Genomic DNA, 24,077 nt, shown 5'->3' on the forward strand with positions numbered 1-24,077 from the left:
GTTTTTATATCCTCCCGCTTACGCTTGATCGTCATTTTGATGGGTATAGCCAAATTGCTTGCGCATACGGAAGCGGTTTAAGCCTCCCGCATACTCATAATGGATATCATCCATTAACCGTTTCACGAAAAAAATGCCGAGTCCTCCGATAGGCCTATCTTCCAGCTCCAGCAATGTCGAAGCATCCGCCGTTTGCAAAGGATTAAAAGGCACTCCGCTGTCTTCTATTTTAACTTCAACGCTGCTCGGAGACGCTTGAATCAGAACATCGATATGGTGCTCTCCCCCTGACGGAAAGCCATAATTGACAATATTGACAACAAGCTCCTCGCATGCCAGCGACAGATCGAGCACTGCGCGTGCCGTCCAGCCAACCTCAGCACCGATCTCTTCCAAACCTTCATTCAAGCGTTGAAGCTCATCCATTCGATTACATAGCTTAATCTCGCGATCGATGGGAAATTGCCAATCGTTCGACATGCACTACCTCCCAATTGAATCTGACCTATCCGCTCATTAGCCTACTCGCATACGACTTTAGTACTTCTACGAAACTTGTCTGAATCCTGCAATCTCTGTCGAATTGTTTGCACTTCGCCTCATTCGACGATTCCCTGCTCGAAGGCGTATCTGGTCAGCTGTACCCGGTTGTCCAAATGAAGCTTCTGCAAAATATTTTTGAGATGGTTTTTGACGGTATGCTCCGACAAGCCCAGCTCGCCGGCAATTTCACGATTGGACGCGCCCGTTGCAACACGCTCGAGCACTTCCTTTTCCCGGTCCGTCAGCGGTGTTGTCATCACGTCAGCATCCTTATCGAGAGTCTGTGCCCTGCCTGCAGCCTTTCTAGCTTCCTTCGGCTTACCAGAGGAAAATTCCTGAAGTAAGCGGAATGCAAGCTCCTTCGACATAGGCGCCTCATCAAGGGAAATCGCCCGTAAATACTCAAGCCAAGCGGATGGTGCCAGATTTTTAAGCAAATAGCCCTGCGCGCCGCGCTTGATCGCCTCGAACAAATGCGTAATATCATCGGATACCGTAACCATTACTATCTTTAAGGCTGGTTTTGCTTGTTTTAACCTTTGCGTAGCTTCCAAACCGCCCATTCCCGGCATATTAATGTCCATCAAGACCAAATCCGGCTGCAGATTCGCAAGCGCGGCAATGGCTTCCTCCCCGCTCGACGCTTCTCCAATAACAGTGAAGGAGTCATCACTCGTAACGATATCCCGCATCCCTTCTCGCCCATGGGGATGGTCATCTACCAGAAAAACACGCACGCGTCCCGTCACGCTCATTTTTTATTGCTCCCTCCGCTGATCAGTATGGTCGTCCCGTGCGGATCCGTCTTCTGGACGGACAGGCTCCAGCCCATGGCATCCGCTCGCTCCTGCATCATTTTGACGCCGTACTTTCCTTTCTCGTAAAGCTTCTCCGCCGGCGCCCCGACGCCATCATCCGCTATGCTGCAGCAAAAAACAGCCGGCTGAGCATCCCATTCCTGACCGCTCTCGCAGCGAATGACGATTTGCTCCGCCTTTGCATGCTTCTGTACGTTCATAAGTGCTTCTCGCATAATGGCAAGCAATTCGACCTTCTGCTTATGCGAAAGCACCCCCTCCTGCAGATGCCACTCTACTTTGGTGCGAATGCCGCAGGACTGCTCCATTTCCGCTGTGAAGTGATGGATGCTTTGCATCCACGACAAATCCGCAGGAATCGGCAATTCCTGCAGATTGGCAATCGACTGCCGCACGTCATCATAAACATGTCTGACCGTTTTCCTCATTTGTTCCGTTGTCTGCTGCATGTCGTCCACCGTTTTGGCGCGCTCCAGCTTATCCAGCTTAACAGAAAGCATGAATAGCGATTGCGATATGCCGTCATGCAGTTCTCTTGCCAGCTGCTCGCGTTCTTCGAAGGCAGCCTTGACGACCCTCTCTCGCTGCAGCGATTCTTGCATGCTCTCAAGCTTCGCAAACAAAGCGCGCAGCAAGGTCAGCGTAATGACGAATACAAATACGGGAGCAAGAACGTTCCCCAAATCCATCGATATAAACGGCAGGAGCAGAGCATGCCGCAAATACTCCCATAAACCGATCGCTACGGTCGGTATCCACAGAATCAACCACTTCAGCCATTTATACGACATTCCCCTGCTCCTCTCGTTAGTCATTCCGCCATGCAATGATCTTCTTCGTTACGGCATCCGATTGATCCAATACGAGCAACTCGGCTTCCCAAGCGCCGCGAAACGGAAGATCTACCTTGTGTGCAACATAATCGGTTTCGGTAAACCCTGGGAAAGCAAAAAAGTCCTCGCCGCTGTCGCTCTGGAGTATAGCCTCTACTGCTTTCTCCTTAGGGTGGTCAACAGAACGGAGCAATAGCCTGACTGAGACGGGAGCCCCTAACTGCTCTGGCAGCCACACTTTAAGCGAAATACGGTTCGGGCCTGGACCATTCGGCGTTATGGCTAATGTATAGTGGAAGTTTTCCCCCATTTCGTGATGGGAGAAGGGCTCCGTCTCCGGCATTGGGCTTACGTAGGTGAAAATGCTCGCCACGATCAGCACCAAAGCCATCATCAGCCCGTCCAGCTTGAGCAGCTTGCCGCTCGGCAGCTTCTGGCTTTTGATCCTCCTGCGCAGCAGGAAGCCACAGCATGCGATAACGAGCACGAAGCCTGCTTTCGCAAGGAGCATGATCCCCCAGCTCGTATAGATCAAATAACGCCACGAAGGCAGCAACTGAATCGTCATGCCGATTCCGCTAACGCTTAGCAGCAGGATGGACAACCATGCCGCGCGCATGAATCGCTCAGCGAATCTCCCAGCTTCCTTCCGGTCTGCCCGCCAGAACAGCAACAGCAGGATTAAGCCCCCTGCCCACAGTGCAGAACAAGCTACGTGTATGAAGTCGAGTACGATAGCAATCGAATTGCTAGGCAATGCCAGCACATGCCCATTGAAGCTTTCAGCCGCTGCAAGCAGCAAAGCCCATATTGCCCGCAGCGAATCTGGCAGGCGCAGCATTACAAAACCGAGGAGAGACAACACCGTCAACGCTAACCATGATCGCCCTGTGGTCGTATCGGTTAGAATCCGCAGCCACTCTTTTGGATCAGTGCCGTCATATCCGCTCATAAGCTGGCTGACATGAACGAATACAAATAACAGGACCGCAACCAGCAGCGCTCTCATGACAGGAATGCTCCATTTGTTCAGCAGCTTTCGCTGCGTGTCATTCTGATCTGCAGGAATGGCGATGGACCACAGCATCAAGCCTGCTGCCAGCATGAAAGCGAAGTAATAAAATAATCTTACCGTATAAAAGAAGGCCTCCTGAACAGTGACGCCTTTGCCGGCATGCTCGTCGGTTGAATGGTTGTGGCCAACCTGTTTATGCGGATCGAATGATGTGTCTTCTATCGTCAGTGGAGCTTCTGCCATCGCCGTTGAAGGAAGCAGCCATAACGTACCGACTATGCAAAGCACCAGTATAAGCATGCTGATTGACCTATATTTCGTCTTTCTTCCGATCGCTGCCCGATGCATATAAACCTCGTTAGTACCCAATTGATGTCACTTCCCTTTAAGTCATTCTGCTTCAGTGTACTAGACCGCTGTCAACAGAACAATTATAGTCCGAAAAACATTCGCTGCATACCTCCGTCCTAAGCCCGTTTGCATAGCGAATGGGAATTAGGCTCATTCTACAATTAAACAAATCTTTACGAGGATGTGAACGCAATGATGGACAGAGACTACCGTCTAGCCGAGCTTGGCAGCCACAGCGATGCACTGGATGCCATTCGCAAGCTGGAGCAGCAATTGACAGACGCATACGGCACCGATGTAGCCTTAATTGCCTATGCCGCCGACCATGAGGAAGAGACGAAGTAGAACGCACAAGCAAAACAGCATCAAGGCATGTTCACGGCGCCGCATGGCACTGCCTGGAACATGCCTTTTTTATTCGCGATGCCGCTGTTTACCGGCTTGATAATCCGGCCAATAATCGAGCCCGACGACTGGATATCCTCTCGTTGATTCCCATACATAAGACCAGCCGGCAATGGTTGCATCCTTGGCATCAGGCAGCCATACACGCTCATAGTCGTTCTGCTCCTCGATCCCGTAAAACTCCTCCAGCCTGTCCATCGCGGCAACGCCTGCTCTATCGACGGCAATCCATTGCCCGCGTATAATACTATTGCGCCTGATCGCAATTTCGTCGCGAACGGCTGCCGGATATGCGCCGCAATCAACAAGCCTTGCGGCTATCCAGCCCTCTTTGCATGCCAGCAAATGCGGAAAGATAATATGATGATTGCTTTGTCCTGGCAATAATGACCCATATACAAAAACAAATAATGAACTCATTTCGCTGCTCCTTTTCTACCTATCGTAGGTTTTAATCTATATTGCTCTCACGGAGGTATATCTTATATGGAATTACAGCAGCCTTATGGCGTATACGGCTACCGCTTTCAGGATCCGCCCCATCTGCCGATCTATCAGCTGTTTGCTACAGGACACCAGGAGATTCGGGAATCCGATTATTATTGGGACGGCATGAAAAGAATTGATGGACCGCTTTATTTGCTTCAGTATACCGTTTCCGGCTTTGGTCAGTTCAGGTTAGGCAACCAAACGCATGATATTCATCCCGGAATGGCTTTTCTAGCCGAAATTCCAGGTGACCATCATTACGGCTTGCCGAGCGGAAGCGACCAATGGACCTTTTATTTCGTCCTGTTTCGCCAGCAGCACTTGAAATCACTTTGGTCTGAGCTGATCGACACCGTAGGCATAACTCCGTCGTTCGATCCATCCAGCAAGGTCATCCAAACGCTCAAATCGCTTTATACGGAAGCTAGAATGAATCGCATTCAAAACAGCTATCAAGCTTCCATGCTGATTTACAGGCTGATTATGGAGCTTCTTCAATCGCATACCTTGCAGCAGCATGAAAAAGCGAATTGGCCTGAGCCTATCAAACTCGCCGCTGCCTATATGGAGGAGGAATATCATCGACTGCAAAACCTTGACGATGTCGCTGATGCTGCCGGACTGTCCAAGTATTATTTTACGCGAATGTTTACGAAGACAACAGGCATCTCACCAATGGATTATGTGACGAAAGTAAGAATGGAGAAAGCAGTCAGCCTGCTGCGAAACAGTCCATTATCCGTCGAAGAAATCGCGTTCTCGGTAGGCTATTCGAGCAGCAGCTACTTTAGCAAAGTGTTTCGCAGCCGAACGGGGTTCCCGCCTGCTAATTTCCGACTGGCCAAAGAGCTTCCTTCGATCGATCGCTTGCAATTCAATTGAAGAGCAATATTTTACATCTTATCGCAACAAATTGTGCTAGTCACCCGCTATTGTTTCGTTTTACCATGAACATATAGAGCAATATTACGATTAGAGAGGACGAGATTGCATGACAACTTCGTTTAAGCACCATCTATATGCAGAAACGCCGCCAATGGGCTGGAATAGCTGGGATTGCTACGGCGCAAGCGTACGGGAGGAAGAGGTTCGCGGGAATGCCGCCTACATGGCGGAGCATCTGAAAGCTTTTGGCTGGGATTATGTCGTAGTCGATATCCAGTGGTATGAGCCGGGAGCGAATTCCTCCCAATACCGTGCCTTTGTACCGCTTGAAATGGACGAGTATTCACGCTTGCTGCCTGCCGTTAATCGCTTCCCGTCTGCTGCTGAAGGCCGCGGCTTCAAGCCTCTTGCCGACTACGTCCATTCATTAGGCTTGAAATTCGGCATCCACATCATGAGGGGCATACCGCGCCAAGCGGTCCACGCGGACACGAAGCTGCTTGGCACAGATGTTACAGCACGCCAAATAGCGCACCAGAATTCAATCTGTCCTTGGAATACGGACATGTACGGCGTTGATGCATCCAAGGATGGCGCGCAGCAATATTACAATTCCCTGTTCGACTTATATGCTTCATGGGGTGTTGATTTCGTCAAAGTCGACGACATTGCCGCTTCTCGGTTATACGGCATTCATTTGGAAGAAATCAAACTCATCCATCGAGCGATCGAACAATCCGGAAGACCGATGGTCCTCAGCCTCTCGCCTGGACCCGCTCCTTTGGCGCATGCCGAGGCGCTCGCGGAGCATGCGAATATGTGGCGTATGACCGATGATTATTGGGATCTCTGGCATCTGCTGCACGAGATGTTCGAGCGCTGCGAGAAATGGGCGCCGCATGTCGGCGACGGGGCTTGGCCGGATTGCGACATGCTCCCGCTCGGTCATCTTGGAATCCGTTCGGTCGACGGCGGCGGCAGTGACCGTTGGACTCGGTTCACACGGGATGAGCAGGTAACGATGATGTCGCTTTGGGCGATCTTCCGCTCTCCGCTTATGTTCGGCGGTGAAATGCGCGACAACGATGAATGGACCTTGTCGCTTCTAACGAACGAAGAGGTGCTCGCGCTGCATCGTGGCGGGAGAGGAGCACGACAGCTATACCGTGAGAATGAACGAATTGCTTGGACAGCCGAGGATGCAGAAGGCTCGAAATACGTTGCTCTGTTTAATGTCGGCGAACAGCCTGCCGCTGTTGCCGTTACGCTCAAGCAGCTCGGGCTCACTGCTGCTCCGAAAGTGCGCAGCCTTTGGTCACGAGAGGATTTGGGCATATGGGAAGAACTCTCATTCCAACTCCCGCCCCATGGCTCGCTGCTGCTCAAATTAACTTAGCAAATCGTACAAGAAGAAACGGCTTCGCCGTCCTCTGCAAGGGGAAGGTATCCGTTTCTCGTAGAAATAGAAGAGTACTTTATCGCATGAAACAAATAAAGTCTGATATTTTAGAAAAGCATGAGCAGAAACCAGCTAACCGTTTAATTGCGCGGTTAGCTGGTTTTTAGCATCCGCAGTCCGCTGCTGTTTTGGCTTAATCGTTCCATTATGTTACAGTTAGAGTTCCTATGCGGCTAATCACGCATGGACAGCATCTCATTCCTGACATAGAGGAGGTCGTTTAATTATGGCAAGCCAAACAGGAGCCATCGTACAGCAATCCTTAAACGCACTAATGGGAGATCCCGCTTTTTTACCGAATTTGCAGGAGCAAGCCCGGGAACAAGCTTTTTTATCGCTCGCAGCTATTTTGTCGACGCCCAATAAAGTACATAAAGCTTTTTTGCGCATCACCGTTGATAATGGGAATGTCGTTCGCATTCCAGCTTACCGCATTCAGCATAATGATACGCTAGGTCCCTACAAAGGCGGCATCCGGTTCCATGAATCCGTCAGCGAAGACGAGGTTACCAATCTTGCTGCGCTCATGACGCTTAAAAACGCGCTGCATGAGGTTCCTTTCGGAGGAGGGAAAGGCGGGGTTGTCATCAATCCGCGTATCTACTCTGCCAAGGAGCTCTATCTCATCTGCAAAAAGTATGTCCAATATTTCAGCGATGTCCTCGGACCCGACAAGGATATTCCCGCTCCCGATATGGGCACGGGCGAGCGTGAGATGGACTGGATGATGGCCGAATACAAGAGCATTCATCCCGGCCAGCCTTATCTCGGCAGCTTTACGGGAAAAAGCGTCATCAACGGCGGCTCGCTTGGTCGCAGGGAAGCTACGGGGAAAGGCGTTTATTTCACGTTCCGCTATATGCTGTACGACTTCCTCAAAGCCCAGAGCAGCTGGCTTGCAGGCAGTACGAATCCATTCGTCCAGACCGCGCTGGCCCTTGCCGACAAACCGCTGTCCATTGCCGTGCAAGGCTTTGGCAACGTAGGCTCGGTTGCAGCGATGGAAGCCTACAAATGCGCTAATCTGCAGAACAAGGTTGTCGCAGTCAGCGACCGGAACGTAACGCTTTACAATCCGGATGGCTTATCCATACCGGCCTTGCTTGATTACGCCGTACAGCACCAAGGCGATCTTCCTGCAACGGAAGCCGCCCTAAGCGAGCTTGATCTGAAAGCGCAAATTCTCGGCCGCGAGGATGTTCTTTATTTGAATGTGGACGTACTCATTCTTGCTGCTCTTGAAGAACAGGTGCATCAAGGAAATGTGGACCAGGTAAAAGCCCGCATCATCGTCGAAGGGGCGAATGCTCCCGTTACGGGCGAAGCCGATGTGGCTTTGACCGCGAGAGGCACGATCATTATCCCAGATATATTGGCAAATGCCGGCGGTGTCATCGTCTCCTATTTCGAATGGCTGCAGGGACGGGAAACGCAGTTTTTCAGTGAAGAACAGGTTTATCAGATGCTCTATGAGAAAATGAAAAAAACATTGAACGGCATTTTGCCGGCATTTTTCGGCGATCCGTTCCCGCTTCGCCAAAACTGCTACAACCACGCCGTTATGAAGCTATCCACCGTTCTTTATCGCCAAGGCAAACTATACTAACCGATAGAAAAGGCCATCCGCATGCAGCGCTGCTGCTTGTGAATGGCCTTTTTTTATTGCTGTACGTACCGATTAATAACCTCAACGAGCAAATCGTTCAACAGCTTAACCTCATATTCCCCTACGGCAGGCTCAAGATGGTCGCCTCCAATGCCGCTGTCGTCGGTTAGGAATAAATATGTCCCGCCCGTCGCCGCCGCCATAAAGCGCATCAAATACTCCGTATCGATGCTCACGCCGCTTGATGCTACAGGAATAATCCGTATGCCCTGCGCCGCGGCATCCTTCGTCAGCTTCTTTATTTCATCAATAACCTGCTCTTCGTCATGCGGCGGGGCATCAAGCACCAAAAATAACAGCCTTGTCCTCGCTTCCTCGCTCCACTTGTGCTCATGCACCGCATCGCGCAGCGCCTGATCAACCGCCTCAGGGAAATCGCCGCCTCCCTCTGCTTTCTGCTTGCTGAACTGGCTCGTCACTTCGTTGACATCCATTGTGAACGGATACGGCTTAACGACGTAATCATCATAACGATCCCGGTAAAAGTTAGCGCTGATTCTTATATCAAGCTGATTGGCATGCTCACGCGATACGCGGTTCACGACATCCTTTAGCTCCGCTTCCAAATAATTCAGTTCATCCTCCATCGAGCCTGTTGTATCCACGACAAACATGACATCCACCTGCTTGGATAACGCAGTCCCTTTTCCTACATCGACTTTAATGCTTCCTTGCTGCGGGATATCCAGCTTCTGCGTCGTTTTCGACTCTTGCCCAGACTGTACCTTCACCGTATACGAGCCGCTATTCGCCGTATCCCTGTCGAACAATGAGGCATAGACGAACGCTCTGCCTTCCGTATTCGTTCGCGCCTTCCATACCGATTGCCCGCCGGCGAGAAGGTCCACGCTTGCATCTGCAACTGCCTTTCCGCTTGCGGTAACGATGACTTCAAGCCTGTGGAAATTCCAAAATTGCCAAAGCCTCATGCTGGAGTCGCCCTCCTGGCTGTTAAGCAGGTTGCCGAAGCGCTCCCATGCCGCCAGATCGTCCCATTCTCCTGCCGTTAATTGTCCTGCTTGCACCGATTTATCCGGATCGTTGTAGCTTCGCTTGCCGCCTTCTTTCTCTCTTGCAGGCTCCTCGCTTAACGAACGGTCCTCATTCTTGAAACTCATGTCCTTCGTTGGCGCCTCTTCGCTGCTCGCGTCTCCTGCGGAATTACTTTTTCCGGTGGAATCACTTTTTCCGGCGGAATCATTGTTCCCCGCGGATGAGCATGCACTAAGCACGAGAAACATAGCAAGCATAAGTGCCGCGATCCAGTGGTTTCCTCTTTTATGGCGGGTTGATGCCCTGTTGAACGAATGACCCTCTTTCATTCTTTCAGCCCCTTATCTTTGTATTTCCTAATCTGACGAATAATGGATAAGGAAAGTTGCATAATGAAGCCCATAACCTTACAATCGTTAACAGACATGCGCAAGCCCGAGAGGCTGCGGCATCAAGCTTGCATAGCAGGAGGAATAGGACTTTGGAAACCTTTGAATTACTGGCATTGGAAATGACTTATCAGCAGCAAACCATCCAGCTCTCCTTCACCTCGGCCGAGCTCGTTCGCGTAACGGAATACGGAGACCGTTTGTGGTATGTAGATATCAACGGCGTCGGAGACCGCGAGCTGCTCGCCCTGTTCGGGCGAAGCGAGGATATCGGCATCGCGCTTACCGCTGTCGCAAGCACCGGCCAAACCTTCCGCGGACATGGCTATTTCCATCCCAATGAGCCGCATCAAGCGGCCGCCATTCGCGGAGACGGGGAGCTGCTTGAGCAGTAATCGCGCGACAAAAAAAAGCTCCGGGAATCTCATAAGAGAATTCCCGGAGCTTTTCAACATTTATTATTTGCCGTGAGCGATCTCAGGCGTAGTAAGGCGGTCGTAGAACTCCACGCCTTTGTCTTTGTCAGCCGAATCACGCAGCGCCATAGCGGAGCGAGGGTGCTCATCCAGAATACCTGTGATCATGTAAGGAATGATGTAGCCCCACTCTTCTTTCTCGCGAAGCGGCACCATGTACTTCTCGATCATGTCCAGAACAGGACGGATATTGTATTTCGTATTTTGAAGCTCGGCTACCAGCAGCTCCGTGTTGCAGTTGCCCGCAGCGCGGCCCATGCCGTAGACGGAAGCGTCAAGAAGCTCAACGCCCTTCTCCGCAGCAAGCAGCGTATTCGCGAATGCAAGCTGTAGATTGTTATGCGCATGAACGCCCAAGCGTTTGCTCGGCAGGTACTGGCGGAACTTCTCAACCAGGTAGCTCATATCGTTCGGCTTCAGGCTGCCGTAAGAATCTACCACGTAAACTACATCAACCACGCTATCGTTAATAAGCTCGAAAGCTTCGATCAGTTGGTTCTCCATGACGTTAGAGAGTGCCATAATGTTGATCGTCGTTTCATAACCGCGGTCATGGAACACTTTAACAAGCTCAAGCGCCTTGTCAACGTCTTGGATGTAGCAAGCGACGCGGATCAAGTCAAGCAAGCTCTCGCTGCGCGGCAAAATGTCGTTCTCGTCGACACGGCCGATATCAACAAGCGCGGAAAGCTTAGTATTCCCTTTGTTCGGAATCACTTTTTTCAAAAAATCGTCGTTCAGGAACCGCCAAGGGCCGGCACTTTCAGCGCCTTTCAATAGCTTTGGCGAGTTTTTATAGCCGATTTCCATATAATCGACGCCGGCTTCGTTCAAGCTTTGGTACAAATGCTGAACGAACTCGACACTGAAATCCCAGTTATTCACGAGACCGCCATCGCGGATCGTGCAGTCAACAATTTTACAATGGCTTGTTTTTGATTGCATGCGTTGTTACTCCTTTAATTTGAACATGAGTTCATTTTTTCTCATCATACTTGAAAAGGAACCGGAACGCAAAATAATTTTGTCGTTTTCTGGCTATTTTAGAAGCATTTCCGCATGTTGCGGCAAGTCTTTACGGAAGTTTTTCACATCCGCTATTTCGGCTGCTTCCCCGTTTTTTTCCTCCATGACTAGATTGCCATGCTTCGCTAGAATTTCTACGAATGATTTCGTCAATCGGGCTGTAACCGACTCGGGCGCTGTTGCTATTGTCGCCTGGTAGCTGTTCTTTACTTCCTCCAGCAGCCGATACGTCTGTGCATCATGAACAGCTGAATTAGGCAATCCGTTCACATACATCATCAAGTACCCATTCACATATTTGTTCTGCACCTCTTCGCGTTCGGGAGAGTCCTTATGCTCCAAGATAAATGCTTCGGCAAGCAGAGCCCGGGACGCAAGCTCATCCCACGTAATATGGAGCCCGCCATCCTTGGCTGTCGCTTCATCCGATTCCAAGGCCATCAGCTCGACGTAGTCTCGAAGCGGAGTCGACAACAGCTGTCCAATCCCGCTCCAATACCTATAATCAACGACTGGATAAATGGAGCCTTCTACCGATTCCAGCTTATATCCGCCGGCATATGCTTTCTGGACCAGCGTTTTTACCTTTTCGTCTGGGATAGCTTCGGCTCCCGCTTTGGTTATCGGCCATGTCTCCGCTGTCAGTACCTCTTGCACATCCGGCTCAAAAAAAGCATCCTGTGCTTCAGTTAGATGTGCATCATAATAATCAAAAAGGCCGCGAAGCATCGCATCCGCTGTTGTCTGTTCCGCTTTCGTCATATTATCGTCCAAATAGGCAACAAGCTCGGAGGCATCCGCAGCCTCCTTGAGCTGAAGCTTAAACGCCGTCAGCAGCGCATGCTGATCAACCTGCTCTTGCTGATCAACCTGCTCTTGCTGTTCTTGCTGTTCTTGCTGCTCATTGCGGACTTCATCCGTTTCCTGAATATCAGGCTTGACGTTACTCGATGATGGAGACAAGCTGCATCCTGTTAACGACAATAAAGTAACAATTACGGCTCCAGCAAACCAAGTATAGCTTTTCCTGTGTTTATTATGACCATATCTTCGCAACATTCATCCATCCTCTCCTTGCTTGCGATTCATCGACCACTATGTAATAGACGTTGCTGCGCCTCCAAATGTTTTCACAAAAAAACCATACAATGGAGCCAGCGGCTGCCACAGTACGGTTTTTATGATTATTTCACCAAAGTCTGAGGCTCTTGGCCGAAGTGGCCGGATCTGCTCATTTTGGTATGCAGGTATTTCTCATTATAGACCGAAGAGTTGCCCCATAACGGAACCCTCCCCGCAACGTTCAAGCCTGATTTGCGCAGTGCTTCCACCTTTCGAGGGTTGTTCGTAATGATCGATACCGGCAAGTCGCGAAGCAGCTTCAATACGGCAAGGGCGTCGCTGTAATCGCGAGCATCGTCTGCGAAGCCAAGCTCTGTATTCGCGTCAACCGTATCGAGCCCGTCCTCCTGCAGCAGGTAGGCAATTGCTTTGCTGAACAAGCCGATTCCGCGGCCCTCATGGTTGGCTAGATAAAACAGCGCCCCAGTGCCATGCTCGGTAATCATCCGCATGGATTGCTTCAATTGAAAGCCGCAGTCGCATCTCGCGCTTCCGAATATATCGCCGGTGTGGCAAATGCTGTGCATCCGAATCAATGCATCCTCGCTATGATCAAAATCTCCGTATACGAGAACGCTTGATTGCTGCAGATCCGCGTAGGAGAAGCGATTCAAATCCTCTACAAGCTGCTCGGGAGACATTTCCTCGCCTGCTTCCTTGCGAAGCCAGCTGTACCAATGAAACATCTTGGTTTCACCGTCGAGCTCGACGGGAAGCTTAACCGGCCCGATGACGTAGATATCGTCGTTGCCGGACTGCGTGCGCTTTAGTTTATCTTTAATGATTGCTGCAATATTGGGCTTTATCATGTTCGTTCACCTTTTCTGATATAGATATGGAATTAAAATTGCATGGACAAGTAGCTGAGCGTTCCGAATTCATAGCTTCTATATATGACTTGCGGCGTTTCGCCGGGGCTGCCGCTACCAAGTGCAATATATAAAGGAACGAAGTGCTCAGCGCGAGGTACAGCCATTTTAGCATGAGGAGCCTTCTCTTCATACTGAAATAGACAATTTGTATCATGATTATTCATATTTTCTATTAACCAATCGTCGAATTCGACGGCCCAGCTCTCCGGCTCCTGCTGGCCCCACTTCACTGCCCGTAAATTATGAACGGTTACGCCGCTGCCAATAACCAGTATGTTAAGAGAGCTCAAGCTCCGCAGCGCTTCTCCGATTCGGTACTGATCAGCCGCCGGACGATCAGGGTTTACCGATACTTGCACGACCGGAACATCCGCCTTCGGAAACATATGCTTCAGCATCGTCCAAGATCCGTGGTCAAGTCCTCTTGACGTATCATATGCAACCGGAATATGTTGTTCGCTCAGCAAACGACCAACAAGCTCTGCCACTTTCGTAGAGCCCTTCGCCGGGTATTTGACCTGATACAGCTCATCGGGAAAACCATAGAAATCATAAATCGTCTCGTATTCGTCATTCTTGGAAGAAACTGTTACAGCCTCGGTCTCCCAATGAGCCGTAAAAATAACGATCGCGTCCGGTTTCAGGCTGGCTCCAATCTGCTGAAGAAATTGGCTATATGCATTCTGCTCCACTGCGAGCATTGGTGATCCATGGGCTAAAAACAATGGTTTCACGGTATGGCCTCCTCGCAAACCACTTACTATTTGTAACTAATTATAATTTCATAACTAATGATAGTCAAGTAATTAACATTATTCAGGTGTGCTTGTATAAATAAGATATCGAGGTTATACTGAAGAGAAGATAAAAGAGGTGATTCTCATGGAACAATCTACCCTTTGCCCTCGGTTTCAGAGGGGAATGGACATTGTCAGCAAACGTTGGACCGGCCTAATTATATTCCAGCTGCTGTCCGGCCCTCAGCGCTTCTGCGCCGTTCAATCTGCGCTTCCGATCAGCGGCAGGCTGTTGTCAGAGCGGTTCAAGGATCTCGAAAACGAAGGTATTGTCGCTAGGCATGTTTATCCCGATATACCCGTTCGCATAGAATATTCACTAACGGAGAAGGGCCGTGCCCTTGAGCCGATCATCCGTGAAATTCAAATATGGTCCCAGGATTGGATCGAAATAACCGAATCTTGAAAGAGCTCTGCATGCAAAAGGAATATCACGAAAGCGGATCCGTTTACTCCGCTTCGCGATATTCCTTTTTTAATGGTAGCAGGCAGCCATTCGTCTAGCCACGATGAGCAGATCCATGTGACGGGCGCCCTGCAACAGCTTAGGAACGATAAAGCCTGTGCGTCTTGCCTGCCAGCCAGAGCCCCTGGGCTGCCCGACAATAAGCTGCGTAGCCTTTGCCCTCTTCGCTGCCGTAAGCAGCGTTCCTGCAATATCGCCGCGACTCTCGGCATGTGAGAGCTCGAATAAACCGCCTAGCCGCTCCGTCAAATGCTTGAGCTTGTTAATGGAATCGGCATCCGCTGAGTGGCCGCTCTGTACGTGATGTACATGCCACTGCGCCTTAAGGCGATTCGCAATTCGAAATCCGCGCCTGATCAAACGCTCCGCATCCTCCTGCAATTCAATGCCAACGAAAATAACTTCCTTCCTGCGCAGCGGACCCCTAAGGCTCTGATTCCGATCCCATGATTCCAGCCGTTCATCTACATCATCGGCAAGCTCGCGCAGGGCGAGCTCCCGCAATGCAATTAAATTGCCTGTCGTAAAAAAAGCGGAGAGCGCCTGCTCTACTTTATTCGGGTCATATATTTTCCCTTCCCTCATGCGCTGCTGCAGCATTTGCGGTGTCACATCAATCAGTTCCACCTGATTAGCGGAGCGGATGATCGCATCCGGCACGGTTTCCCTAACGCGGATTCCCGTAATTTGTTCAATCGCGTCATTTAGGCTTTCAATATGCTGCACATTCATAGTTGAAATAACGGATATGCCGCTATCCATCAAATGAATAACATCCTCGTATCTTTTTTTCCTTACGCTTCCGGGCATATTCGTATGAGCCAGCTCATCCACCAGCACAACGTCCGGGTTTCGGCGAATAATCGCCTCTACATCCATCTCTTCCAGCTTCGTACCGAGATACGAGATCACTTGGCGAGGGACAACGGGAAGCTCGCCAATTTGCCTCTTCGTCTCCTCGCGGCCATGCGTTTCGACTAAACCGATCACTACGTCAACGCCCTTCTGCAGCAGCAGATTCGCTTCGGCCAGCATCCGGTACGTTTTTCCGACACCGGGAGCAGCACCGATGAACAGATGGAAATGCCCCCTGCGAATAGACTTTGCTTGCTGTTCCCTCTGATCCGGACTAACTCTGCGAAACAACCCTTTGGCAGCATCGCGTCTATGCTTAACCGGCAATATTCGCTCCCCTTCATGCTCCGCACGGTCGGCCATCAGAAACAGATCGACCTGCTTGAGCCTTCGCAGCAAGCCAAGCGCAACGGAGCCTTGTTTGAACTGCTGCCATCTGCTCTGCTTCGAATGACCCATGACGATGCGGGTTACATGCTGCTCCTCCGCATAGGAAGCAAGCTCGGCGGACAACCCGCGCCGATTGGGCAGCGGAAGCTCCTCGAATGAGCCTCCTACTTTAATCGCCAGCTTTTTAATAGAAGCTTTAAATGCCTGTTCGTCCTTGGTCAGCTTTCGGTGCGGAGACATGAATGACACAACAACGACATCGCCGCCCAGCCTTCTGGCAATCTGCTCTCCTCTCCTTACATATAAAGAACCGTTCCAATGGTATTGCGCGGTCACCAATATTCGCTCCGATGCTCCGGAAGGACCGGAGAGCCCAAGCTCCTCGCGATGCTTCTCCAGTGATTCGTTCACGCCTTCCGCAACGAGGCGAAGCGCCAGCTCGCGGAGCACCGCCAAATTCCCGCGCTGCGCGATTGCAGGTTCCGGCCTGCCTTTCAGCCTGCCTTCCTCGAACCGCTGCAGCATCGTTTCCGGCGATACATCGATGAGGCGAACCTCATCAGCCAGCTCAAGGGTGTTCGCAGGAACGGTAGCGAGCGGACGTACGCCAGTCCATCTGAACGCTTCCTCATCGATGCCTTCCAGCTCATAGACATTAATCGTCGTCACCACGCTTATGCCGCGTCCGATCAGAAACAGCACTTCCTCCAGCCTCGTTCGGAACCCAGCCCCATGCTCGTTCAGATAAGCCAATCCATCAATGAGCACCGCTTCCGGATTGCGCGCAGCAAGTGTCTCCACATTCAGGGCTGCCTGCTCAAAAGGCGCTGCCAGCGCGATCGTTTCTTCGCTCTGAGGCATTGGCAGCGCGCACAGCACGACGTCAATTCCCTCCTGCTTCAGCTGCAATCCTTCTCGAAGCATATGGTAGGTTTTCCCTGATCCGCTTACGGAGCCGACGAGTATTTTGAGCCGGCCCTGATGCAGCTTGGCAATGGACAGCAGCAGCTCCTCCGGTGTTTTCTTCCTAAAGGAAGCCATCTTCTATTCTCCCAGAATAGCGGATAAAGCGAGATTCAGCTTCAGCACATTGACCCGCTTATCACCGAATACGCCTAGGTCCCGGCCCTCCGTATGCTTCTCAACAAGCTGCTTCAGCACGTCTGCCGGCTCGCCTGTCAGCTTGCTGATTCTGGCGATTTGCACCATGGCCGACTGCGGCGTAATATGCGGATCGAGCCCAGAACCCGAGTTCGTTATGAGTGCAATCGGAAGCTCCGAAACCGGAACGTCCGGGTTTTGCAGCTTCCATGCTTCGATGGATGCGGCAGTGCGCTCGATCAAAGCTGGATTCGAGGGCCCGAAATTGTTCGAGCCTGAGCCGGCAGCGTTATAATCGATGCTCGATACGCGTCCTTGAAACCATTTTGGGTCCGTAAAGCTTTGCCCGATCAGCTCTGAGCCAACCACCTGCCCCGTTTGGTCTTTTATTAAGCTTCCCGCTGCTTGGCCCGGAAAGAGCAGCTGCGCTGCCCCTGTGCTAACCAGCGGATAAATAATGCCGCATATTACCATAAACAACAAGCTGATGCGTAAAGGAACCGTGATGGCCGATAGCCTGGAGGAACGCGGATCTTCATTCTTATATTCATTCATATCGTCATGCCTTCTCTCTAATAAGATAGGATTAAATCCACAAATGGACGGCAAAATCAATGAGCTTAATGCCGACAAACGGAACAATCACGCCGCCAAGGCCATAAATGAATACATTTCGGCTTAGCAGCTTCGAGCCGCTCATCGGTTTGTACGCTACGCCTTTAATGGCAAGCGGTATGAGAAGCGGAATAATAATCGCATTGAAAATAAGCGCCGACAAAATCGCGGAAAGCGGCGAGCCCAGATTCATAATATTAAGCACGCCCATCTCGGGAATGGCTAGCATGAACATCGCCGGTATGATGGCAAAATATTTGGCGATGTCGTTCGCGATACTAAACGTCGTAAGCGCTCCTCTTGTCATCAGCAGCTGCTTGCCAATCGCGACCACCTCAATAATTTTGGAAGGGTCGGAATCGAGATCGACCATATTGGCCGCTTCCTTCGCAGCGATTGTTCCGCTATTCATGGCGAGGCCTACATCGGCTTGGGCGAGTGCAGGCGCGTCGTTCGTGCCGTCCCCTGTCATCGCAACCATTTTCCCTTCGGCCTGCTCGCGGCGGATGACCGCAATCTTATCCTCGGGCTTCGCTTCCGCGATGAAATCGTCTACGCCTGCTTCGCGGGCGATTGTTGCAGCCGTTAACGGATTATCCCCCGTACACATGATCGTCTTGATCCCCATCTCGCGAAGCTGGTCGAAGCGCTCCTTCATACCTGGCTTTACCGTATCCTTCAAATAGATAACCCCGAACATCCGGTTATCGACTGCTACGGCGAGCGGCGTACCGCCTAATGTGGCGATCGTATTCGAGATTTGCTCCAAATCGGGAGGAATGTCGCCGCCCTGCGCGGCAACCCATTTCCTAACCGCATCAACGGCGCCTTTCCTGACGCGTCTGCCGTCTGCGAGATCCATGCCGCTCATTCGCGTCTCCGCTTTGAACTCGACGAATTCCCCGCCTGCCGCAAGCGCTGCATCATAGCTCATTCCCTGCTTCTTCGCCCATTCCAGCACGGAGCGACCTTCAGGCGTTTCGTCCATGAGCGAGCTGATGGCTGCCCACTCCGACAAGGACTCGATGCTGCTTCCGGCTACCGGCACAAGATCGCTCGCCATCCGGTTTCCGAATGTAATCGTTCCTGTTTTATCAAGAATCATCGTATTGATATCGCCAGCCGCTTCAACCGCCTTGCCTGACATCGCAAGTACGTTGAACTGCGTGACTCTATCCATGCCGGCGATGCCAATCGCGGACAATAAACCGCCGATCGTCGTCGGAATCAAACAAACAAGCAGCGCAATGAGAATAGGAATCTCCAGCTCGATGCCGAGGTAGCTCGCGATTGGCGCAAGCGTGACGACAACGATTAGGAAAATGATCGTCAAGCTGATCAATAAGGTGCTTAGCGCGATTTCGTTCGGCGTTTTTTGACGTTTGGCGCCTTCAACCAACGCAATCATCCGGTCAATGAAAGACTGTCCCGGCTCGCTTGTCATGCGCACCTTGATTTGGTCGCTGACTACCCGTGTCCCGCCGGTTACCGAGCTGAAATCTCCGCCTGCCTCTTTAATGACAGGAGCAGATTCGCCAGTGATCGCGGACTCGTCTACAGAAGCAAGTCCGGCAATGACCTCACCGTCGCCGGGTATCATTTCACCTTGCGACACGATGACGACATCTCCCTTGCGAAGCTCCGTTGACGATACGACCGTTACGGCTTCGCCAACCAGCTTATTCGCGCTCATATCCTGCTTCGATTTTTTGAGCGAGCTCGCTTGCGCCTTGCCTCTGCCCTCCGCGATTGCCTCCGCAAAGTTAGCGAACAGCAGCGTAAAGAGCAGAATGAAAAACACGGCAATATTGAAGCCCATCGTAGCCTGCGATTGAAATAACCGAGGGAATACGATCATTAGCAGTACGATAAGCGTTCCTGCTTCAACGACAAACATAACCGGATTTTTGATCATGACAGCTGGATTCAGCTTAATAAAGCTCTCGCGGACTGCCTGCTTGAGCGCTCCGGCAGACAACGCGTTATTCGTCTTGTTTCGATTCATTATCGTTCACCTCATCCGTTAGCGGAGTGTTAGAAATTCTGCGATTGGACCAAGCACAATGACCGGCAGAAAAGTCAGAGCACCTATTAAAAGCACGGTTCCGATTAGCAAAGCCGCAAACAGCTTATTGTCCGTTCGGAAGGTTCCGATCGTCTCCGGGACGGTCTGCTTGCGCATGAGCGAGCCTGCTACAGCGAGCATCGCAATCATCGAAATATAGCGGCCGAACAGCATCACGAGGCCGGTGCTTATGTTCCAGAACGGCGTATTGTCGCCTAATCCCTCGAACCCGGAACCGTTGTTAGCTGCGGAGGAGGTGAATTCATACAGCACCTGGCTTATCCCATGGAAGCCCGGGTTTGTAATCGCGCCATGTCCGAGCTCCGTCATGAACGCAATTGCGGTTGGCACTAATATAATGAACGGATGCGCGAGAATGGCTACGGCTATGAGCTTCATTTCCCGCGGCTCTATTTTGCGGCCCAAAAACTCCGGCGTTCGTCCTACCATCAAGCCGCATATGAATACGGCAAGAATGGCATACATGAGCATGTTGATTAACCCGACGCCTTTGCCTCCGAATACGACGTTCAGCATCATTTCACCAAGCGGCACCAAGCCACCGAGCGGCGTCAGCGTGTCATGCATATTATTGACCGTGCCGGTCGTAGCTGCGGTCGTAACGGCCGTGAAGAGCGCCGATTGGGCAATGCCGAATCTGACTTCCTTGCCTTCCATGCTTCCTTGAGAAGCATCGATGCCAAGCGCGCTCATCGCGGGATTCCCTGTTTTCTCAGACGTATAAGCAACGCTCAGGAAGACGAGGAACAGACACATCATTGCGCTGAATACGACCCAGCCCTGCTTTTTGTTTTTGGCAAAAAGACCGAACGTGTAAGGCAATGCTGCAGGCAGCGCCCACATTGACAATATTTGAATCACATTCGTAAGCGGGTTTGGGTTCTCGAATGGATGAGCGGAATTGACGCCGAAAAAACCGCCGCCGTTCGTCCCAAGATGCTTTATGGATTCGAGCGACGCAACGGGACCAATCGCAATTTGCTGCATGGCGCCCTCAAGCGTTTTGACGGTCAACGTCGGATCAAGCGTCTGCGGCACCTGCAGCGCAACGAGAACCAGCGTAATAATGAAAGAAAGAGGGAGAAAAATTCTCGTATGCGCTTTGACGAAATCCTCGAAAAAGTTTCCGAGCGTTTTCCCTTTGCTCGTTATTCCGCGGACGAATGCAATCGCAACCGAGAAGCCCGTCGCAGCTGACGTGAACATCATCATCATGATGACAGCCATTTGAGAGAAGTAGGACAAGGCACTTTCACCGCTGTAATGCTGCAGATTCGTATTTGTAATAAAGCTGATAACCGTATTGAACGTAAGCGTCGGCTCCAAGCTCCCCATGCCGTTCGGATTGAAGGGCAGCGCATGCTGCAGCCGCAATATTACATAACTGAACGCGACCAAGATCAGATTAGTGGCCATAAAGCTAAGCGCATATTTTTTCCAGCCCATGCCCTCTCGCTTATGAACGCCGATTAGGGTAAAAATAAGCCGCTCGGTGCCGCCGAATACTCGGTCCAGGCGATTCTGCTCATTGGAGAACACATGATAGACATAAGTGCCAAGCGGCTTAACCAGAAGCACGAGCACCGCAAGCACGACAAGCATTTGTACAATATCCATCAGATTAAATCCTCCTCTATTAAAACTTCTCCGGATGTATTAAGGCATAGATCAGGTACACGAAAATAAATAAAGCCATTATCGCCACGATTATCATTCGCGCTCGCCTCCTGCTTGCCGGGTAACGCCATCGCACCACGCTGCAAAGCCGTAAAATAAACCAAAGGCAACGAGCAAGGTAACAACCATAAATATATCCTGCATGGAAACTCCTCCTGCGCTATTTGTTGTTTAATAAGAAGCTTACTTCTCCCGTTTGGGTGAAAACGATATGACTGGCGCCAAGTCCCTTGTAGATGGCTCTAGGATTCCATTGCTGTGTGATGACATAGATGGGCTCCGACGTCCAGCTGCGGCAGCATTGAACAAAGCGGCAGCTAAGCGCGAGACTGCTCTCGAAGATGAATACTTCCCTAACCCGAAATACAGGCGGAACCCAGCTATTGCGGTCATTGGAATTAATGAATACCACATCTGTGATACCATGCTTACGAAGCTGCTTTGCCTCCTGCTTACTATTCGTCAGCACGACGAACTTCAGCTGGCGGAACTGCAAGGCTCTTATAAATGATTGGCTGGCTTCATTCAAGCCTGCTACAATAATTTGCTCTTCCTCCACGCGCTCTATCCTCCATTTGGTAAAAAAGGCAACAAAAAAGAAGCCTAGGGATAAGAGGTACACATCCCGCGGCTTCTTGATGCCCACAGCTGAATAAGCTGCAGGCAGCACGCTTTCTGTTGCCTCTCTCGAGTTCGCTTACGAGGTTAGCTGTCGGATTCGGGCCTTGAGAGTTGCCCTACGCTTGTATAGACAAGCGATTCACCCCATGAACGGCAATACATGCAAGCAAGCCGTTCGTTGGTTCCCCCGTTCCTGCTTCTGCAGGACTCAGCGTTGTTCATTCTGGTACTGGTTTTTGCTTCAGACGTATTGCTTCAGACTTCAATCATTCCTCTCTCGAGCGACGCTTACGAGGTTAGCTGCCGGATTCGGGCGGTGAGAGTCGCCCTACCTTAACCGGTGTCCATGGCACCAGTCAAAGATTCACCCCGGCTGTGCGCTCATCCGACTCTCACATCGGACACGCGCACAGCGTCATCATTGGTTCCCCCGTTTTCCGTCTTCACGGAAACTCAGCGATCAGTCAATCAAAGCTAATGAGTAAATCCTGTATCGAATCTTACTCCTCGCTCTAATTGCTGTAAAGCATGCCTGCTGGCTAATTTAGTCAATATCCGACTTCTACAAGCGTTCGCAACGCTTACATTGTTCACAAACTTTGAATACCTCACTAAATCAACGTTTTTCTCGTGTTTTTGAAAATAACTCTTCATGCTCGAATACCGCTTATCCGGCTGAATAAACAGACTTTTGTAACCTGGAGGCCGGTCAAGCATCATCGAGCATTTCTAAGAAAAAGATCGATTTCCACGCCTTTTCGATGACTTTTCTCAATAATCGGCTTCAGGCTGCCCAATCCTTGGCAACTCGCATTTTACAATCGCTTGATTCGAGATTAGTATAGACGGCAAGCCGAACAAGGCTTACGACTATCGTTGAATTTTTTAAATGAAAAGCGGGGGAACCACTAGCGGATGGCATCTAGATATGACGTTCGAACGGGGTGAATCTGTAGCACTCAAGCTCCAGTATGGCAGCTCTCTAGCCCGAATCCGACAGCTAACCTCGTAAGCGAATCTGAGGAGAGATCCATTGTGACCATGCAAACCGCAACCCCTTTAGGAAGAGCAGGAAAAACAGCTATCGTGCCCATAACCATTAAAAGAATCGAGCTTTTTGTCTTTCCCGTACATGCACCCGAGCCTGGCTTTCGTATATGCCTGCGCCTTACAACAGACCTCGGACATGACTGGGGCGAGCTCTTCATCAAGAAATGTGAAAAGCCAAAGGACTGGGTTAGTTGGGGCAGCGTGCTGCTTCGGTTCATCGGTCCTTTTCAGATTGAAGATATATGCTCATCTCACCCGGATACAACCGTAAAAGATAGCCGCATTTATACGTTGTTATTAGCAGCAGCTGAGCATTGCAATTGCCCTTCACGTTTGGAAATGGACCATCATGACCACGTTGAGGAGGGCGTGTTTTTCAACCAAGCTATATCCTATATTTCTTTATTCTGATTGCATAAGATTTACAGAGCTGCAATTAAGGGGTATAATGAAGGGTACATTATTCACGCTGAATTTTTCGAATGAAAAAGCGGGGGAACCATCGCGAGCGATTACCAATCGTTTCGCAAGGGGTGAATCCAGGGATTTGTAACCCTGGTAGGGCATTCTCTCTAGCCCGAATCCGACAGCTAACCTCGTAAGCGAACAAAGGAGAGATTTATTTATGTTGACGAATTGTGAAAGTTATCTGCAGCACTTTACGAAACAGACTCCTCATCTTTCCATTTCCCGCATCGAGATTTTTGTCATTCCTGCCATTGCCGTCGATTCTGCAGGTCATCGTATCTGTCTTCGTTTAACAAGCAATCAAGGCTTCGGCTGGAGCGAGCTATTCGCCAGCGACACGGAAGCTGACATTGATTTGGAACGATGGAGCGACCTGCTTCAGAGCTTTATCGGCAGCATCCCGCTTCCACCTCTCAACCAGTACCACTATGACAAAACGGACCAAGATGGGCGTGCTTTCGATTTGTTCGTCAGTGCAGTCAACCATACCCTTGCCCAGTCCGCCGAATCGGCCTCGTACGGCAGCAACCATGAAGAATCTGTTTTGCGTCAACGTTCAGTCTCCTACATGTCTTTGGATTAATGAAAGGATCAATTAGCAATAGAAAG

At 50.7% G+C, this 24,077-nt stretch carries 24 protein-coding genes and 4 riboswitches; of the genes, 8 read left to right on the forward strand and 16 right to left on the reverse strand.

Going from position 1 to position 24,077, the window contains the following annotated elements:
- Positions 1–18: 18 nt before the first annotated feature.
- The 4 genes from FHS16_RS21085 to FHS16_RS21100 form a co-directional block, all read right to left on the reverse strand.
- Positions 19–480: an ATP-binding protein gene (locus tag FHS16_RS21085; protein WP_183567314.1), complete on the reverse strand. Its 462-nt coding sequence runs from the start codon at positions 478–480 to the stop codon at positions 19–21.
- 119 nt (positions 481–599) lie between these two features.
- Positions 600–1,298, reverse strand: coding sequence for a response regulator (locus FHS16_RS21090; RefSeq protein WP_183567318.1), 699 nt, complete (start codon positions 1,296–1,298; stop codon positions 600–602).
- Entirely contained in the window at positions 1,295–2,152 is an 858-nt protein-coding gene (locus tag FHS16_RS21095; protein ID WP_183567321.1) for a sensor histidine kinase, read from the reverse strand. The genes FHS16_RS21090 and FHS16_RS21095 overlap by 4 nt, the downstream gene beginning before the upstream one ends.
- Before the next feature lie 16 nt (positions 2,153–2,168).
- A complete protein-coding gene (locus FHS16_RS21100) occupies positions 2,169–3,578 on the reverse strand; it encodes a CopD family protein (RefSeq protein ID WP_183567324.1) in 1,410 nt (469 codons plus the stop codon).
- A gap of 174 nt (positions 3,579–3,752) precedes the next feature.
- On the opposite strand from FHS16_RS21100, the gene FHS16_RS21105 reads away from it, so the two are divergent.
- Positions 3,753–3,905, forward strand: a complete 153-nt coding sequence (locus FHS16_RS21105) for a hypothetical protein (RefSeq protein WP_183567327.1) — start codon at positions 3,753–3,755, stop codon at positions 3,903–3,905.
- 69 nt (positions 3,906–3,974) lie between these two features.
- Here the strand turns inward: FHS16_RS21105 and FHS16_RS21110 are convergent, their stop codons facing one another.
- Positions 3,975–4,385 (reverse strand): gamma-glutamylcyclotransferase family protein, encoded by a 411-nt coding sequence (locus FHS16_RS21110; protein WP_183567330.1) that lies wholly within the window; start codon positions 4,383–4,385, stop codon positions 3,975–3,977.
- Between the two features lie 66 nt (positions 4,386–4,451).
- Here FHS16_RS21110 and FHS16_RS21115 point away from each other — a divergent pair, with 66 nt between their 5' ends.
- From FHS16_RS21115 to FHS16_RS21125, 3 genes are all read left to right on the forward strand, one after another.
- Complete coding sequence (locus FHS16_RS21115; RefSeq protein ID WP_183567333.1) at positions 4,452–5,336, forward strand: helix-turn-helix transcriptional regulator; 885 nt, start codon at positions 4,452–4,454, stop codon at positions 5,334–5,336.
- A 109-nt stretch (positions 5,337–5,445) separates the two neighbouring features.
- Positions 5,446–6,735 carry a glycoside hydrolase family 27 protein gene (locus FHS16_RS21120; RefSeq protein WP_183567336.1) on the forward strand — a complete coding sequence of 430 codons (1,290 nt, stop codon included), beginning with the start codon at positions 5,446–5,448 and terminating at the stop codon, positions 6,733–6,735.
- A 289-nt stretch (positions 6,736–7,024) separates the two neighbouring features.
- The gene (locus tag FHS16_RS21125) at positions 7,025–8,404 is read left to right on the forward strand and encodes a Glu/Leu/Phe/Val family dehydrogenase (RefSeq protein ID WP_183567339.1); all 1,380 of its coding nucleotides are present in this window, start codon (positions 7,025–7,027) and stop codon (positions 8,402–8,404) included.
- 53 nt (positions 8,405–8,457) lie between these two features.
- Here the strand turns inward: FHS16_RS21125 and FHS16_RS21130 are convergent, their stop codons facing one another.
- Entirely contained in the window at positions 8,458–9,786 is a 1,329-nt protein-coding gene (locus FHS16_RS21130; protein ID WP_183567342.1) for a VWA domain-containing protein, read from the reverse strand.
- A 152-nt stretch (positions 9,787–9,938) separates the two neighbouring features.
- On the opposite strand from FHS16_RS21130, the gene FHS16_RS21135 reads away from it, so the two are divergent.
- On the forward strand, positions 9,939–10,241 hold the full coding sequence (locus FHS16_RS21135) for a hypothetical protein (RefSeq protein WP_183567345.1): 303 nt from the start codon (positions 9,939–9,941) through the stop codon (positions 10,239–10,241).
- A 63-nt stretch (positions 10,242–10,304) separates the two neighbouring features.
- On the opposite strand, the gene FHS16_RS21140 is transcribed toward FHS16_RS21135, so the two are convergent.
- The 4 genes from FHS16_RS21140 to FHS16_RS21155 all read right to left on the reverse strand — a co-directional run bounded on the left by FHS16_RS21140 (position 10,305) and on the right by FHS16_RS21155 (position 14,076).
- Positions 10,305–11,267, reverse strand: coding sequence for an aldolase catalytic domain-containing protein (locus FHS16_RS21140; RefSeq protein ID WP_183567349.1), 963 nt, complete (start codon positions 11,265–11,267; stop codon positions 10,305–10,307).
- A 93-nt stretch (positions 11,268–11,360) separates the two neighbouring features.
- The gene (locus FHS16_RS21145) at positions 11,361–12,407 is read right to left on the reverse strand and encodes a hypothetical protein (RefSeq protein WP_183567352.1); all 1,047 of its coding nucleotides are present in this window, start codon (positions 12,405–12,407) and stop codon (positions 11,361–11,363) included.
- 125 nt (positions 12,408–12,532) lie between these two features.
- Positions 12,533–13,279, reverse strand: a complete 747-nt coding sequence (locus tag FHS16_RS21150; protein WP_183567355.1) for a GTP cyclohydrolase II — start codon at positions 13,277–13,279, stop codon at positions 12,533–12,535.
- A gap of 32 nt (positions 13,280–13,311) precedes the next feature.
- Positions 13,312–14,076: a DODA-type extradiol aromatic ring-opening family dioxygenase gene (locus FHS16_RS21155; RefSeq protein ID WP_183567358.1), complete on the reverse strand. Its 765-nt coding sequence runs from the start codon at positions 14,074–14,076 to the stop codon at positions 13,312–13,314.
- 148 nt (positions 14,077–14,224) lie between these two features.
- Here FHS16_RS21155 and FHS16_RS21160 point away from each other — a divergent pair, with 148 nt between their 5' ends.
- Entirely contained in the window at positions 14,225–14,545 is a 321-nt protein-coding gene (locus FHS16_RS21160; protein WP_183567361.1) for a winged helix-turn-helix transcriptional regulator, read from the forward strand.
- 69 nt (positions 14,546–14,614) lie between these two features.
- Here the strand turns inward: FHS16_RS21160 and FHS16_RS21165 are convergent, their stop codons facing one another.
- The 6 genes from FHS16_RS21165 to FHS16_RS21190 form a co-directional block, all read right to left on the reverse strand.
- Positions 14,615–16,891: a histidine kinase gene (locus FHS16_RS21165; protein WP_183567364.1), complete on the reverse strand. Its 2,277-nt coding sequence runs from the start codon at positions 16,889–16,891 to the stop codon at positions 14,615–14,617.
- Between the two features lie 3 nt (positions 16,892–16,894).
- Positions 16,895–17,506 (reverse strand): potassium-transporting ATPase subunit KdpC, encoded by a 612-nt coding sequence (gene kdpC / locus FHS16_RS21170; protein ID WP_183567367.1) that lies wholly within the window; start codon positions 17,504–17,506, stop codon positions 16,895–16,897.
- A gap of 31 nt (positions 17,507–17,537) precedes the next feature.
- A complete protein-coding gene (gene kdpB / locus FHS16_RS21175) occupies positions 17,538–19,571 on the reverse strand; it encodes a potassium-transporting ATPase subunit KdpB (RefSeq protein ID WP_183567370.1) in 2,034 nt (677 codons plus the stop codon).
- An 18-nt stretch (positions 19,572–19,589) separates the two neighbouring features.
- Positions 19,590–21,269, reverse strand: a complete 1,680-nt coding sequence (gene kdpA / locus FHS16_RS21180) for a potassium-transporting ATPase subunit KdpA (RefSeq protein WP_183567373.1) — start codon at positions 21,267–21,269, stop codon at positions 19,590–19,592.
- Between the two features lie 19 nt (positions 21,270–21,288).
- Positions 21,289–21,366 carry a K(+)-transporting ATPase subunit F gene (kdpF, locus tag FHS16_RS32695; protein WP_376769691.1) on the reverse strand — a complete coding sequence of 26 codons (78 nt, stop codon included), beginning with the start codon at positions 21,364–21,366 and terminating at the stop codon, positions 21,289–21,291.
- A 123-nt stretch (positions 21,367–21,489) separates the two neighbouring features.
- Positions 21,490–21,888 (reverse strand): hypothetical protein, encoded by a 399-nt coding sequence (locus FHS16_RS21190; protein WP_183567379.1) that lies wholly within the window; start codon positions 21,886–21,888, stop codon positions 21,490–21,492.
- Between the two features lie 120 nt (positions 21,889–22,008).
- A riboswitch (cyclic di-AMP (ydaO/yuaA leader) is annotated at positions 22,009–22,174 on the reverse strand.
- A gap of 45 nt (positions 22,175–22,219) precedes the next feature.
- Positions 22,220–22,419: riboswitch (cyclic di-AMP (ydaO/yuaA leader) on the reverse strand.
- Between the two features lie 395 nt (positions 22,420–22,814).
- A riboswitch (cyclic di-AMP (ydaO/yuaA leader) is annotated at positions 22,815–22,980 on the forward strand.
- Positions 22,981–22,985: 5 nt separating this feature from the next.
- Between FHS16_RS21190 and FHS16_RS21195 the strand changes: the two genes are divergently transcribed.
- The gene (locus tag FHS16_RS21195; protein ID WP_183567382.1) at positions 22,986–23,411 is read left to right on the forward strand and encodes a hypothetical protein; all 426 of its coding nucleotides are present in this window, start codon (positions 22,986–22,988) and stop codon (positions 23,409–23,411) included.
- A 46-nt stretch (positions 23,412–23,457) separates the two neighbouring features.
- Positions 23,458–23,620, forward strand: a riboswitch (cyclic di-AMP (ydaO/yuaA leader).
- A 5-nt stretch (positions 23,621–23,625) separates the two neighbouring features.
- Positions 23,626–24,051, forward strand: a complete 426-nt coding sequence (locus tag FHS16_RS21200; protein WP_183567385.1) for a hypothetical protein — start codon at positions 23,626–23,628, stop codon at positions 24,049–24,051.
- Positions 24,052–24,077 lie beyond the last annotated feature (26 nt).

The sequence above is a fragment of the Paenibacillus endophyticus genome, from assembly GCF_014192395.1.
Classification (GTDB): domain Bacteria; phylum Bacillota; class Bacilli; order Paenibacillales; family Paenibacillaceae; genus Pristimantibacillus; species Pristimantibacillus endophyticus.